Annotated in this window: 12 protein-coding genes; 11 read left to right on the top strand and 1 reads right to left on the bottom strand. The window is 71.9% G+C overall.

Features of this window, described 5'->3' with window-relative positions:
- Window positions 1-24 precede the first annotated feature (24 nt).
- From AMK29_RS16900 to AMK29_RS16875, 6 genes are all read left to right on the top strand, one after another.
- Window positions 25-1,077, top strand: coding sequence for a substrate-binding domain-containing protein (locus AMK29_RS16900; protein ID WP_073813556.1), 1,053 nt, complete (start codon window positions 25-27; stop codon window positions 1,075-1,077).
- Between the two features lie 136 nt (window positions 1,078-1,213).
- Complete coding sequence (locus AMK29_RS16895) at window positions 1,214-2,500, top strand: Gfo/Idh/MocA family protein (protein ID WP_079196917.1); 1,287 nt, start codon at window positions 1,214-1,216, stop codon at window positions 2,498-2,500.
- 625 nt (window positions 2,501-3,125) lie between these two features.
- Entirely contained in the window at window positions 3,126-4,457 is a 1,332-nt protein-coding gene (locus AMK29_RS16890; protein WP_073813554.1) for an ice-binding family protein, read from the top strand.
- Window positions 4,458-4,706: 249 nt separating this feature from the next.
- Window positions 4,707-5,315: a DUF5819 family protein gene (locus tag AMK29_RS16885; protein WP_079196941.1), complete on the top strand. Its 609-nt coding sequence runs from the start codon at window positions 4,707-4,709 to the stop codon at window positions 5,313-5,315.
- Window positions 5,305-6,507, top strand: coding sequence for an HTTM domain-containing protein (locus tag AMK29_RS16880; protein ID WP_241845418.1), 1,203 nt, complete (start codon window positions 5,305-5,307; stop codon window positions 6,505-6,507). Before AMK29_RS16885 ends, AMK29_RS16880 begins: the two co-directional genes overlap by 11 nt.
- Window positions 6,508-6,689: 182 nt before the next feature.
- Entirely contained in the window at window positions 6,690-7,034 is a 345-nt protein-coding gene (locus AMK29_RS16875) for a hypothetical protein (protein WP_073813552.1), read from the top strand.
- 33 nt (window positions 7,035-7,067) lie between these two features.
- Here AMK29_RS16875 and AMK29_RS16870 read toward each other — a convergent pair whose 3' ends face one another.
- Window positions 7,068-9,743 carry an FAD/NAD(P)-binding protein gene (locus AMK29_RS16870; RefSeq protein ID WP_073813550.1) on the bottom strand — a complete coding sequence of 892 codons (2,676 nt, stop codon included), beginning with the start codon at window positions 9,741-9,743 and terminating at the stop codon, window positions 7,068-7,070.
- A gap of 237 nt (window positions 9,744-9,980) precedes the next feature.
- Here AMK29_RS16870 and AMK29_RS16865 point away from each other — a divergent pair, with 237 nt between their 5' ends.
- The 5 genes from AMK29_RS16865 to AMK29_RS35665 all read left to right on the top strand — a co-directional run bounded on the left by AMK29_RS16865 (window position 9,981) and on the right by AMK29_RS35665 (window position 13,897).
- A complete protein-coding gene (locus AMK29_RS16865) occupies window positions 9,981-10,442 on the top strand; it encodes an RrF2 family transcriptional regulator (RefSeq protein WP_073813548.1) in 462 nt (153 codons plus the stop codon).
- Window positions 10,443-10,592: 150 nt separating this feature from the next.
- Window positions 10,593-10,814 carry a hypothetical protein gene (locus AMK29_RS16860; RefSeq protein ID WP_073813546.1) on the top strand — a complete coding sequence of 74 codons (222 nt, stop codon included), beginning with the start codon at window positions 10,593-10,595 and terminating at the stop codon, window positions 10,812-10,814.
- 340 nt (window positions 10,815-11,154) lie between these two features.
- Complete coding sequence (locus AMK29_RS36180; RefSeq protein WP_143202900.1) at window positions 11,155-11,418, top strand: hypothetical protein; 264 nt, start codon at window positions 11,155-11,157, stop codon at window positions 11,416-11,418.
- Window positions 11,419-11,686: 268 nt separating this feature from the next.
- The gene (locus AMK29_RS16855; protein WP_073813544.1) at window positions 11,687-13,150 is read left to right on the top strand and encodes a sigma-70 family RNA polymerase sigma factor; all 1,464 of its coding nucleotides are present in this window, start codon (window positions 11,687-11,689) and stop codon (window positions 13,148-13,150) included.
- Window positions 13,151-13,720: 570 nt separating this feature from the next.
- Window positions 13,721-13,897 carry a hypothetical protein gene (locus AMK29_RS35665; protein WP_198942254.1) on the top strand — a complete coding sequence of 59 codons (177 nt, stop codon included), beginning with the start codon at window positions 13,721-13,723 and terminating at the stop codon, window positions 13,895-13,897.
- Window positions 13,898-13,953: the final 56 nt, after the last annotated feature.

The following is a 13,953-nucleotide window of genomic DNA, read 5'->3' as shown; positions in this document are numbered from 1 at the left end:
CCCAGTCGAAGAGGTGGATCCACCATGCCCGAATCCCTCGTCCCCAGCCGCAGAGGACTGCTCCTCGGCAGCGCCGCCGTCTCCGCCGGAGCGCTCCTCACGGCCTGCACCAGCAACGAACCCCGGAGCCAGGCCCAGGCGCCCGCCGCCGGGAGCGCGCCCGTCGCCGACGACAAGCCGGGCAAGCCCGTCACCATCGGCTTCGCCGGGCCCCAGGCCGACCACGGCTGGCTCAACGCCATCAACCAGAACGCCAGGGAACGGGCGAAGAAGTACGCCGACGTCACGCTGGAGATCACCGAGGGCTCCAACGACACCGCCGTCCAGATCGGCCAGATCCAGACGCTGATCAACAAGAAGGTCGACATCCTGGTGATCCTCCCCGCCGACGGCAAGGCGCTCACCCAGGTCGGCCTCCAGGCGATGAAGGCCGGCATCCCGGTCATCAACCTCGACCGGGTCTTCGCCTCCCCGCAGGCGTACCGCTGCTGGATCGGCGGCGACAACTACGGCATGGGCCTCAACGCCGGCCGCTACATCGGCGAGGCGCTGAAGGACAAGCCGGACGCCACCGTCATCGAGCTGGCCGGCATGGACAGCCTGGAGCTGACCAAACAGCGGACCCAGGGCTTCGACGACGCCCTGAAGAACTACCCCAACATCCGCAAGGTCGCCCGTCAGGCCGCCGACTTCACCGTGGAGTCCGGGCAGGCCAAGATGGCCCAGCTCCTCCAGGCCCAGCCGAGGTTCGACGCCCTGTGGAACCACGACGACGACCAGGGCGTGGGCGCGCTGCGGGCCATCGCCCAGGCCGGCCGCAAGGACTTCCTGATGGTCGGCGGCGCCGGCGCGAAGACCGCGATGGACGCCATCAAGGCCGACGACGGCGTCCTCAAGGCCACCGTCCTCTACCCGCCGACCATGGCGGCCTCGGCCATCGACCTGGCCCGCGCGCTCGGCCAGAAGAAGGGCGTCGGAGGCATGTCCGAGCTGGAGATCCCGGCCTCCCTCACCCTCTACTCGGCCGTCGTCACCAAGGAGAACGTCGACGAGTACCTGCCCACCGGCTTCAACTGACGGCGCCCGTGCCACCCGGGGCGGCCCCGGCGGGCCCTGTGGCCGCCCGCCCTCCGCCCGGGCGGGACCACGACTCCCCGGGAGCCACGGGACCGACATCTCCACCGGCCGTGGCCGGTACTGCGACAGGAGAGCAATGACACAGAGGGACAGCGAGACGCCGCTGCCGACACTCGGCATCGGGCTGATCGGATACGCCTTCATGGGCGCCGCCCACTCCCAGGGGTGGCGCACCGCCGGCCGCGTCTTCGACCTGCGGCCGCGCCCCGTCCTCGCCGCCGTCGCCGGCCGCGACCGCGCGGCCGTGCGGGCCGCGGCCGACCGGCACGGATGGGCGGCCGCCGAGACCGACTGGCGGGCGCTGGTGGCCCGCGACGACGTCCAGGTCGTCGACATCTGCACCCCGGGGGACAGCCACGCCGAGATCGCGATCACCGCGCTCGACGCCGGCAAGCACGTGCTGTGCGAGAAGCCGCTCGCGAACTCGGTCGCCGAGGCCGAGGCGATGGCCGACGCCGCCGAGCGGGCCGCGCGGCGCGGCCAGGTGGCCATGGTCGGCTTCAACTACCGTCGTGTCCCGGCCCTCGCGTTCGCCCGCCGGCTCATCGAGGAGGACCGGATCGGCGCGCTGCGGCACGTACGGCTGACCTACCTCCAGGACTGGCTCGTCGACCCCGAGTTCCCGCTGACCTGGCGGCTGGAACGGCAGCACGCGGGATCCGGCGCACTCGGGGACCTCGGTGCGCACATCGTCGACCTGGCCCAGTTCCTCGCGGGGGAGCCGCTGGTCGGGGTCTCGGCACAGTTGCAGACCTTCGTCAGGGAACGGCCCCTGCTCGCGGGCGCCGCATCCGGCCTGAGCGGCTCCGGCGGGCCGGAGCGGGGCCCCGTCACCGTCGACGACGCGGCCGTCTTCACCGGCCGGCTCGCCTCGGGGGCGCTCGCGACGTTCGAGGCGAGCCGGATGGCACCGGGACGCAAGAACGCGCTGCGCCTGGAGATCAGCGGCGAACACGGCTCCCTCGCCTTCGACCTGGAGCGGCTCAACGAGCTCCTCTTCCACGACCACCGCGAACCGGCCGTCACGGCGGGCTTCCGCCGCATCCTCGTCACCGAGGCCGACCACCCCTACCTGGACGCCTGGTGGCCGCCCGGCCACGTCCTCGGCTACGAGCACACCTTCACCCACCAGGCACGCGACCTGGTCGTGGCCATCGCCACGGGAACGGCTGCCCTGCCGTCGTTCGCGGACGGACTCCAGGTGCAGCGGGTGCTGGCCGCCGTGGAGGAGAGCGCGGCGGGGAACGCCGTCTACACCCCCGTACCCGTACCGGCGTCCGGACCGGGCCGGGAGACCGAGCACGTACCCGCGTCCGGGCCCGGCCGGGACAACGGGGCCGCGCGTACCGAGGCACAGGTCTGAGGAGGAAACCCATGCCGCGTCCCTCGACCCCGCTCTTCGACGAGGTGTTCTCGGCGGGCGACGAGTAGCCGACGGAAGCCGGTGGCCCGCGTCCTCGTACGCGGAGGCCGCCCACGAGCGACGGCGGGCGAGGGGGCGCCGTACCCCCCGCCCGCCGTCTTCTTCACCCCGGGGACACCGCCATGGAGCGGAGTCGGCACCGGGGGCGCGTGAACGTTTCTTTGCCTGCAGGACGTTCACCGACCGCTCTTACACGGCCCCTTGCGCGCCCGCATACGTGCCGAGGGCGCCACGCCCGCTCTGCGATGGTCCCGATTCAACCCGGCCGGCCGTACATGACCGAGCACGGCGGGACCGAATTCGTGGACATCTGTACGGCTCCGGTCGGCGCAATCCGAACAGACACCCATCGTCCATCGATTTTCCGGACCGTGGATGACACCAGGCCGCATATTTTCATCCGGTCTCGTGGAGTTTAGTTTGTTTATATTAATCCCCCCTCTCCGTTCATTCTCGGCGCCGTTCCGTAAATTTTCCCGCGTAATATGCGGCGACAGCTAGAAGGCTCTCCGGGCGACAGGTAGGACCCGGAAAGCCATGGCCCCGCACAGAAAATGGCCTCTTGATGAAGCTGCACATTCCACGAACGACTCAGCGCCGCCTTCTGTCCGGCGGGCTGGCCTCGGCCCTCGCCGCAGCGGTCGCCACCGTCATGGTCGCCGTGACGTCGACGCAGGCACTGGCCATCGCGACACCCGTGCCTCTGGGCACGACCGCCAGCTACTCCGTACTGGCAGGCCAGGGAGTGACCAACACCGGCAACTCGGTGCTCGACCACGACCTCGGGACGCACCCGAACCCGGCCATCACCGGCTTCCCGCCCGGCCTGGTGCTCGGCGCGATCCACCCCGCGGACGCCGCGGCCGCCCAGGCCAAGAGTGATCTGATCGTGGCGTACAACAACGCGGCGGGCCAGTTGACGGGCCAGGCGCCGGACTTCCCGCTCGCCGCGGGGATCGGTGGAGGCCAGGTACTGCTTCCCGGCGTCCACAGGGCCAGCTCCGGTGTCGGCCTCACCGGCGACCTGATCCTGAACGCCGGGGGAGACCCCAACGCGGTCTGGGTGTTCCAGATCCCGGAGGCCCTGACGACGGCGACCAGCAGCCGGATCCTGCTCACGAACGGCGCCTCGCCGTGCAACGTGTACTGGCAGATCGGGAGCTCGGCGACCCTGGGCACCACGTCGACCTTCGTCGGCACCATCTTGGCTCTGACCTCGATCTTCGTGAACCAGGGGGCGAGCGTCGAGGGTCGGGCGCTGGCCCGTGAGGGCGAGGTGACGCTCAACAACAACAGGATCTTCCTCGGCGGTTGCGCCACCGGTAGCACGACGACCGGCACCACGACGGGTACGACCACCGGTACCACCACCGGTACCACCACCGGCACGACCACGGGTACCACCACCGGCACCACCACCGGCACCACGACGGGTACGACGGGCGGGGGAACGACGACGGGTACGACTCTGGGTCTGATCGGCGGCAGCCTCATCGGCGGGCCGAGCGTCAACCTGGTGGGTGGCGGCACCTCGGGGAACGTCGCCGGCAACACCTCCGGGAACACCGTGGGCAACACCGCGGGGAACACCACCGGCGGTGACACGAAGGGCAACACCGCTGGAAACACGACCGGCGGGTCCATCACCGGAGGGAACGTCGCCGGCGCGAACGGCGGCAAGCCAGGTGGGCCGGGCCACGGCGACCGGCCGGGCCACGGCCGGCCTGACCACGGCCGTCCGAACCACGGGGGTCCGAACCACGAGGGCCCGGACCACGGGCACCACGAGGGCCCCGGTAAGCCGGGCCACGAAGAGAACGGCGAGCACGGCGAGCACGCCGACGGGCACTACGGCTACGCCGACAAGCCCGCGGGTCACGAAGGCCACGAGGGCTAGGCAGCAGCCTGCACGAGGCCCGTTCGTCCGATGACGGTGCGCGGCGGAATCCTCACCGGATCCGCCGCGCACCGCTCGCAATCGGTCAGAGTCCCAAGACCCCAGGCATGAGCAGCACAGACGAGAAGGACAAGGTGGGCGGTGTCGAGCGCAACCGACTCAGCGACCGTGAAGGAACTCCAGCAGTCCGATGCCGAGACGACCTCCCAGCCGCTTCATGACGGCGGGGTCAGGACAGAGCGGCGGCCCGTGGGCGCCCGCGCGCTGAAGGCAGGGCTGCACACCGCCGTCGTCCTGTGTCTGATGACGACTCTGGTCCATGTCGTCATGGTGTTTCTTCATGTGGCCCCGCCCAATCCGGTGTCGAAGCGGTACGGCACCCAGGTGAACGGATGGGTCTATCCCTTCTTCGAACAGAATTGGCGGCTCTTCGCCCCGGACCCGGACTCCTTCAACCGGACGGTCCTGGCCAGAACAGCTCATACGGATCGGGACGGGTCGATGAAGGTGAGCCCCTGGTTCGACCTCACCGCCGTGGACAATTCCGCAGTCGATCACCACGCGTTTCCGAGCCATACGGCTCAGAACCTTCTGCGGCGCGCCTGGAGCTCCTACGTCGAGGTACACGGAGGAAGTGACACGCCGCATTCGGAAAGGGCCGTGATGCTGCAGAAGTACCTGAGCAACATCGCCACGGACCGCGTCGCCGCCCACAACGACGGCGGAACGTTCGAGTTTCTTCAGCTTCGGGTCATCACGCTGCCCATCGCTGCCCCCGGCACGGCCGGGAACCGCCCGCCGGTGCCCTCCGAGAACCGGCTCCTGCCCTGGTGGAAGGTGACCCCCCGTGGGAAATGAGCAGATGACCCCGCCCTCCACCTCGGCAGCCACACCGCACCGGCCCGAGGAAGGAGAGACGTCGCTCGCCGGGCGCGCCGTCGACCTGATCCTCGACCGGGCGGGCGCTCTCTGGACCGTCTTCACCGGCCGTCCGGTGTCCCTTTACGCCGCCTCGGTCCTGCGCATCGGCTACGGGCTGCTCTACCTGGTCTTCCTTCTCCGCGAGTTCCCGTACCGGCACGAGATCTGGGGGCCCGACTCCCCCTGGACACCCGCACTGGCGGAACAGCTCTTCGATCAGACGGGCTGGAACAGCGTCCTGGTCCTGTCCGGGAGCCGCGTCTACTTCGAGCTCTGCTACGTGCTGGCCCTCGTCACGTCCGCGCTGTTCACGCTGGGCTGGCGCACCCGCGTCATGTCGGTCCTGTTCGCCGTCGTGGTGGTCTCGTTCCACGCGAGAGCGATCTTCATGACGGACGGGGGCGACAACCTGGTCCTTCTGATGGCGCTGTATCTCGTGCTCACCGCCTGCGGTCGGCGCTGGTCCCTGGACGCACGCCGGGAACGGCTCAGGACGGTTCGTGCGGGCGATGCGCCGAAACCGGTGCGGAGCTTCTACGCAGAGCAACTCGGAAGCGCCCGCTCCACGTTGATCACGGTGGTACACAACTGCGGCATGCTCGTCATCGCCGCGCAGGTCTGCTTCCTCTACGGATCGGCCGGTCTGTACAAGGTCCAGGGTTCCACCTGGGGCGGCGGCACCGCTCTGCACTACGCGCTGAACCTCGAACTGTTCCAGCCGTGGCCCGCGCTCTCGCACCTCGTGGACACGTTCCCGACGGTGATCGCGATCGCCAGCTACGTGACGGTCCTCGTGCAGGTCGCCTTCCCGTTCGTGCTCTTCGGCAGACTCAAGTACCCCGTCCTGACCGTCCTGCTCGGCATGCACATCGGTATCGCCGTCCTCATGGGGCTCCCCGTCTTCTCCGGCGCGATGATCGTCGCGGACGCGGTGTTCCTCCCCGACCGCTTCTACACCTTCCTGCCTCGCCTGTGGCGAGGTGCGGTACGGCGGACCGGGATGCGACGGCCGGCGCTCGGCCGAGCCATGGGATCGGGATCCGTCCCCGCCCAGGTCAGAGTCGAGGCACCCGCACCCGCACCCGCACCCGCACCCGCACCGGAGCCTCGGACCGCCCGGGGCAGGTAGACCACGCCCAGGCCGCGACGGGGGAAGCGGCCGGTCCGTCGTCGGCCGCTTCCGTAGGGTCATCTCTTGTGTGACGAGATGGTGTAGGGGACATCCGGGTGGACCTCCCCCGGTGCCGGAACCGCCCTCGGCGCCCGTGCCGTCGTCCTCCACAGTCGCACCGACCACACGAGGAGGCACCCATGACCGGACTCCAGACGCTCACCGCCACTCCGGCCCCGCTGTTGGACCTCGACCCGTACCGCTTCCCCGCCGTGTTCCTCGACGACCGCCACGAGGAGACGTCGACGGTCCGCGGCACCATGATGTTCGGGGACTCCTTCCTCTCGGCCCCCACGCCCTCGGCCTGCCCCTCCCCCCGGCTGGAGCCGGCCGACCGCCGCCGCCTCGAACTGCACGCCGCTCTCACCACCGCGGGCATCGCGCCCCTGCCCGGCGACCTCGACGCCATCGAGGCGCTGTGCGCGCTCGACGACACCACGCACACCGCGCTCCGGCGGTGGCTCAGCAGGTTCGACACCCTCTGACACCTCACACGAGACGGCGGTGGAACCCCGCCGTCAGAGGCCAAGTCCCGCCAGCCTGCGCCGGTCGAGGGGCGACGCGCGGCGGTCGAGGCGCTGTTCGAGGAGCCGACGGGCAGTGTCGTGCTGCCCCGCCTCCACCAGGGTGTACAGCAGCGTCTCCTCGATGACCTCGCGCTGGGCCGCGCTGCCTCCCACGCGGCGCAGCGAGGGCAGCAGCCCGCCCAGTTCCCGCACCGCGGTGGCCCACTCCTCCTCCAGGACGGCTTCCAGCGCGCCGCACAGCGGGACGACGACCTCCCGCTGCACCGGGTCCGCGCCGGCCGCGTGGGTGCGCAGCCGGCGCAGCGCGGGGAGGTCGCCGGCCGCGGTGAGCGCGACAGCGCTGTGCAGGGCCGTGAACGCGGTCGAGGGACGCTCGACCAGATCACGGGCGACCGCGTCGAGCACACCGTCGACGGGCACGTGGCCGGTCCAGCTCCGTGACATGCGGGCCCGCCACAGCAGGGATCCCGAGTCGATCAGGGCCCGCACCCCGCTCACCTGGCCCGGGGCGAGCTGGGCGAACCAGCGGCGCCGTACGGCCGCGGAGTCGTCGAGGGCCAGTTCGTGGAGCGCCACATGCCAGGAGAAGTGCGCCCGGTGGACGGCCCCCCGTCCCCTGCCGCCGATCCAGCCGTCGAGCCAGTCCCGGCCGGTGAGGTGCTCCCCGGACTCGTAGTGGACGTGGGCGAGGGCGTGCACGGCGTGGCCGGAGGCGGGCTGGGCGGCGAGTGCCGCCCGCGCGAGCTCGCCGGCCTCCTCGATCCCGCCCTGCTCCTGTCGTACGAAGGCGAGGAGCGAGGTGTGGAACCAGTGCCCGTCGTAGGCGGGCGCGGTCCGTTCCACCAGGTCGAGGGCCCGTGTGCCGTCGAGGTCGGTGACGCCGGAGAAGGCGATGGTGGGGACGGCGACGCCGAGCGCGAACGCGTCGGCGGGAAAGCGTCCGAGGTGGTCGACGAGTGCTTTGTCGCCGTCGCCCGCGGCGCCCGCGCCGGCCTCGTGCGCACCGATGCGGCGGGTGACGACGTCGACGAACGACCGCTCCCGCTCGTCGCCGCGTTCCCGCACACTGCGCTGGGCGTCGGCCAGCTCGCGGGCGACGTCGACGTCCGCTCCGCACTCGTGACCGAGCAGGGCGAGCGCGGCGTGCCCGAGCGCGAACCCGGGGTCGAGCCGGGTGGCACGCGCGAACGGCTCGGCCGCCTTCGCCCGTACGGTGATCACCCGGGCGAGTCCGCAGCGGAACGCCTCCGCGGCGGCGGCGTGGGTGGACAGCGGCAGCCCGAACTGGTCGGTGGGCCGACGGCGGACCGACCGGGGGCCGGCGGTGAGCGGGGCGAGTACGGCGTCGGCGACCGCCTTGGCCTGGGCGCGGATCTCGGGGATCGCGGTCGTCTCCCACAGCTCGCCCCGGCGGGGCGCGCCCAGCGTGAACAGCGGCCGCTCCGGGCGCCCCTGGGCGTCGAGCAGCCTGCCGCCGTCGGTGGACACGCCGATGCCGAGCGGTCCGGGTGCGGCGAGGCCGTCGGACAGCAGCCCGCTCCACAAGGGGTCGCCGCCGGCGTCGGCCCGCAGCCCCGGGCCCGTACAGTCCACCACCCAGGCCACGCGCACCGTACGGCCGTCGGCGAGGGAGACGATCAGGCCGCCGTCCTCCCCCGGTGCCACGGCGGCGACCCGCCCGGCGTGGACGCGGAGCCTGCGGGCGGCGCGCGCCCGGGCGACGGTCTCGGCGGTGGAGGGCGCCATGCGATGCCGGTGGACGTTCCAGAGGGTGGCGTCCCGACCGAGGAACTCCGCCCGTTCGTCGTCGGTGAGACCTTGCCAGAGCCGTACGATCTCGGGCCGCAGCCCGTCGAGCGCGGGCCGCCAGTCGCCGTGGGCGCGCCGCGTCGCGGCGAAGTGCCGCGTCAGCTCCCTGCGGAGGCGGTGGAACGGGAGAGCGTCGAGGCCGGGCGGCGGCGGTACGGGGGGCAGCGGGGCGACCGCGTGCGGCTGGGGGAGCAGCCCGCCGCGGGACAGGGCGTGCACCGTGCGGCCGGGTCGGTCGAGGACGAGGGCGAGATCGACGGCGGTGAGACCGGTGCCCACGAGGAGGACGTCGTCCGACCCGCCGACGACGTCGAGCGCGCCCGGCTTCCAGGGGTGGGGGATGAACCGGTCGGAGGCGGACAGCTCGGCCGGTGCCCAGCCGGCCGCGCCCGTCGCGGGACCGGTGGCGAGGACCACGCTGTCCGCCGTCAGTGTGCCGCCGTCGGCGAGCCGGAGTTCCAGCCGCCCTCCGGTCCCGTCGGCGCATCCCGTCGCCCGGGTGCGCAGCCGCCGTACGGCGACCGTGCCGTGCGCCCTGATGACGGCGCGGCCGAGTGTGTCGGCGAGATACGAGCCGTAGCGGTACCGGGAGGCGAAGTCCGCCGCGGTGACGGTGGATTCGCCGTGCCGGCAGAGCCAGCGCCGGAAGTGGCCGGGGTCGTCCGGGTAGCAGCTCATGCCGCCGACGGGGACGTTGAGCCGGTGCTCGGGAACCGTGGTGGCGTAGGCGGTGCCCCGGCCCGCCTCCGGCGCGGGGTCGACGAGGACCAGATCAAGCGGGACGCGGCGCCGGGCCGCCGCCTCGCACAGCTGGACGGCGACGAGGGCGCCCGCCGCGCCCGCGCCGACGATCGCCACGGTCGGCCGAGGGCGGGCGGACTGCCCGGACGACGGGGGCGCGACAGGTACCAGGGACACCACGGAGACCTCCGAACCGGGGGGGGCGGACGCCGCCCGCGCAATGTTCACTATGTCGATGAACAAAGTGCACCGGCAATGCCTCTTCCGGACAACAACGCCACGCCGTGGTCCCGTTGGGGGCCGGGAACGGGCCTCCGCGGGTCGGCTCCCCGCCCCTCGTGAGACATTGGGTCGGTGAGGATCTCAGCGCGAACGGACTACGCCATCCGGGCCATGGCCGAGTTGGCCTGTTCCCCGGACCGGCCCCTGAAGGCCGAGGACGTCGCCGGACGCCAGGACATCCCGGTCCGCTTCCTCTTCGTCGTGCTCGGTGACCTGCGCCAGGCCCGTCTGGTGCGCAGCGTGCGCGGCCCCGACGGTGGGTACGTCCTCACCCGGCCACCCGCGGAGATCAGCCTCGCCGACGTCATCCGCGCGATGGACGGACCGCTCGTCAGCGTGCGGGACCTGAAGCTGACGGGCCTGGAGTACCAGGGGGCGGCGGCTCCCCTGCCGGATGTGTGGCGTGCCGTGCGGACGAGTCTGCGCCAGGTCCTGGAGCGCACGACCCTGGCGGACCTGGCGACCGGCACCCTGCCGGAGCTCGTACGGGAACGGGCCCGCGACTACACGGACGACGTGCGGACGTATCCATAGCATCCGGGATCGTCCGGCGCGCCGCCACGCGGCGTGCCGCTGCACAGTTTTGCGCGGATCGGTGGAAACGCCTTCGGGCACGGATCTTGAAAGGCCCGCCGACGCGGTGCAGAGCCGAGGAACCGAGGCACCCACGACCACTCCAAGGCCGTGTCACAGCCCACGCTGCGCCTGAACGAGAGGCGTGGCACGGCGGTGCTGTCCCGACGCCATGTCGTGCGCGCGGTGCGTGACGGCGTCAGCGCGATGACCGTGGTCCAGGTGTACGAGGAGTCCGTGGCCGCTCTGCCGGACATCACCGTCACCTGTGGCCGGCTGAAAACCCGTATGCCCTCGGTTTACCAGGGGCTCTGCTGGGAGTGGCCCGACTGAACCGGCGCCCGAGCGGCACTGTCGCGTGCCTCGCGAAACCTGCATCCACGAGTTCTCCGAATTTCTGTTATCCGGCCGGTCGGGGGCGGTCTCCCCCTGTATCCGCAGCCGCACCGCTCGCCGAGACACCACGAAGGGAGACCAGATGCCGTCAGCGCCGAGTGCACCCGGTGCGCCGTGTCGCCCGCCGTCACCAGGGGCCACCCCCTGCCGGCGGGGTCCCTTCGGCGGGGACGTCACCGAGGTGCAGCTCCCATGACCGCCTCCCGGCCGACCTGCCCCCACGCGGCCGGGGGGCTCCCCACCCACTCCCCCACTCCCCCACCCCGCAGGAGGCGTCGTGAGACATGTCCCCCTCCGCGAGACACCTCAGCCACCCCCGCACCGTCCCGCCTGGCGCCTGCGCACGGACGGAACACCGGGCCCTGCCGTGTTCCATCCGGCGGCTCTGCCCGCCGCCTGCCACGCCTACCGGGGCGTCCCGCATCCCGAGGACGCGTACCGCTCGCGCCGGATTCTGCTCGACGCCTCGCATTCCGTCCACCTGCTGACCACCCGGCACCGCGGCGGCGTTCACGGCATCGGATGGAAGTGGCCCGACTGATTTTCATCCGACCATCTTTCCCCGTATTCTTCGGCGACCGGACGGAGCCGGTTCCTCCGGTGGTCGTCCGAGATCCGCTGTGCCGGTGCACTCCCTTGCGTCCGGCATTCGGTGCACAGGAAATCCGGGCGTTACCCGGCGGCGGCTGGGCGGTGAAAACGCCAGGCGCCGCGGAGGGAGTCGGAATTCCCGCATTGCCCGATCCGCCGGGGAGAGGAGCCACCTTCCCGGGCGACCGGAAGATCAGCGCGTTCGGAGGGGGAGAGCGGTGGAGAGCACGTTCGACGACGCGGTGGTCGCGGCCGCCCGGGACGGCGACCCGGACGCGCGGGCCCGTCTCGCCGCCGACTGCCTCCCGCTCGTGTACAGCGTGGTGGGCCGGGCCATGCGGGGGCATGCCGATGTGGACGACGTGGTGCAGGAGACCATGGTGCGGGCGCTGGGCAAGCTCGCCGGCCTGCGGGACGTCTCGAGCTTCCGGTCCTGGCTGATCGCCATCGCCATGAACCAGCTCCGCACCCACTACGCGGCCCGTGACACGAAGTCCACACCTCTGGCCCACGCCACCGAACCGGCCGACCCCGTGGACTTCGCCGACCTCACCATCCTGCGGCTCCAGCTCTCGGGTGAGCGGCGCGAGGTGGTCGAGGCGAGCCGCTGGCTCGACGACTCCGAGCGGGACGTGCTGTCGCTGTGGTGGCTGGAGGCGGCGGGGACGCTCTCACGCGCCGAACTGGCCGACAGCCTGGGGATGTCGCCCCAGCACGCGGCGGTCCGCGTACAGCGGGTGAAGAACCAGCTCGAAACGGCGCGGACCGTCGTACGCGCCCTGTCGGCCGACCCCCCGTGCGCGGAACTGGCCTCCGTCACCGCCGCCTGGGACGGCTCGGCGACCCCGCTGTGGCGCAAACGCGTGAGCCGGCACGTACGCGACTGCCCCGTCTGTCACGGCGGGACACGGACCCTGGTGCCCGTCGAAGGCCTGCTGGCCGGGATCGGGCTGGTCGTACCGCTGTACGCCGGCACCGCGCTGTGGCACACCATCAGGGAGGCGGCGGTCCAGGTCCCGGCGTCGAACGCCGCGTCGGTGCTGGCGTACTCCGGAGCGGCGGTCGCGGTCGCCGCGGTGGCGACGCTGGTCCTCGTGTGGCCGCCGTCCGCGCCGCCGGACGATCGGGGCGGCGCGGCCCCCTCGTCGACCGGGACACCCCACGCCGGACGTCCCGCACCGCTGCGTTCCACCGCCCACGACACGGCCCCCACCACCGCTCCTCCCACCACGACCTCGGCCCCTCCCACCCGCTCGCCCGCTCCGTCACCGCGCCCCAGCCGCACGTCGCCGGCGCCCGCCCCGCCGCAGGACCGTGTGCTCGACCGGGTGAACGCGCTGCGGGCGCAGCACGGCTGCACGGACCTGCTGCCGGACGCGCGGCTCGCCGGGGTCGCCCGGCGTCACGTCGAGGACATGCGGACCCGGGGATACGTGGGACACACGGACTCCTCGGGACGCGGGACGGGCGATCGCGTCCTCGCGGCCGGGTACGCGTGGTCGGCGGTGGGCGAGACCCTGGCGCACGGGCCGCGTGACCCGCAGGCCGCCGTGGAGCAGTGGATGCGGGAGACGGGAAGGGACTCCGGCTTCCTCAACTGCGCCTACCGGCACGTGGGCGTCGGTGTCGTCGACTCGCCGTCCGGGCCCTACTGGGCCCAGGTGCTGGGCACGCCCCGCTGAGATCCGGGCCGGGAGACGGCCGGACGGACGCGGGTGCCGAGACGACGGTCCGGTCCGTGCGACGGGCTCCCGGGGAGGGCCGGACGGACGTCGGTGCCGCGCCGCTCGGTGCGTCGGCCGGCGCCGCGGCGTGCGCGACGCCGGGGAAGGACGTCTCGGGCGAGCCCGTCCCGGTTCGAAGGCCGGCCGCCCTGTGCACATCAGTCGTCCTGCGGGCCGACCGCGCGATACGAGAAGGGGTGGGACACCACCCGTCTTCCACACACTTGAGCAATTCCTCGAAAAGCCCGGGCGGGTCAGGGTGACGAGTTCCCGGAACTCCACCCCCGGCACACCCGACCGGCAACGTCGAAAAACGGCAGGGGCCCGAATGCTCATCACTCATTGTCAGTAGGCCGGTTGATTCCCTAGCGTCCTCTTCCCCAAGGCATGGCACGTATCGGCCATGCCTTCCAGAGGAGGCATGGCAGGTGAAGAGGAGGATCCGCCCAGCCATCACCGTCAGCGCCCGGCCTCTGGCCGAGAACGAATCCGAAGCTCTGCCGGCCCGTGAAGAAGAAGTAACAGAACATGGCCGCCAGCAGCATCCGCCACTTGAGCCGCGTGTATTCGATTCCGGGGATCGAGGAGGATCTGGGCCCGAACAAGGCCACGCTCGGTGCCGTCAGCGGGATCCCGCTCCGGTCGTACGCCGCCGGGCAGTTGATCAACGGCAATCTGGCCGACAAGGGGGGCGGCGGCGGATGATGGCGGCCGGAGCGATCCTGTCGACGCTTCTCAACTGGTGTACGAGCGGATGATCG

This window comes from Streptomyces sp. CB02261, from assembly GCF_001905665.1.
GTDB lineage: Bacteria > Actinomycetota > Actinomycetes > Streptomycetales > Streptomycetaceae > Streptomyces.
Note: the sequence above shows the minus strand (reverse complement) of the source record. Positions and strands in the feature narration are given on the sequence as shown.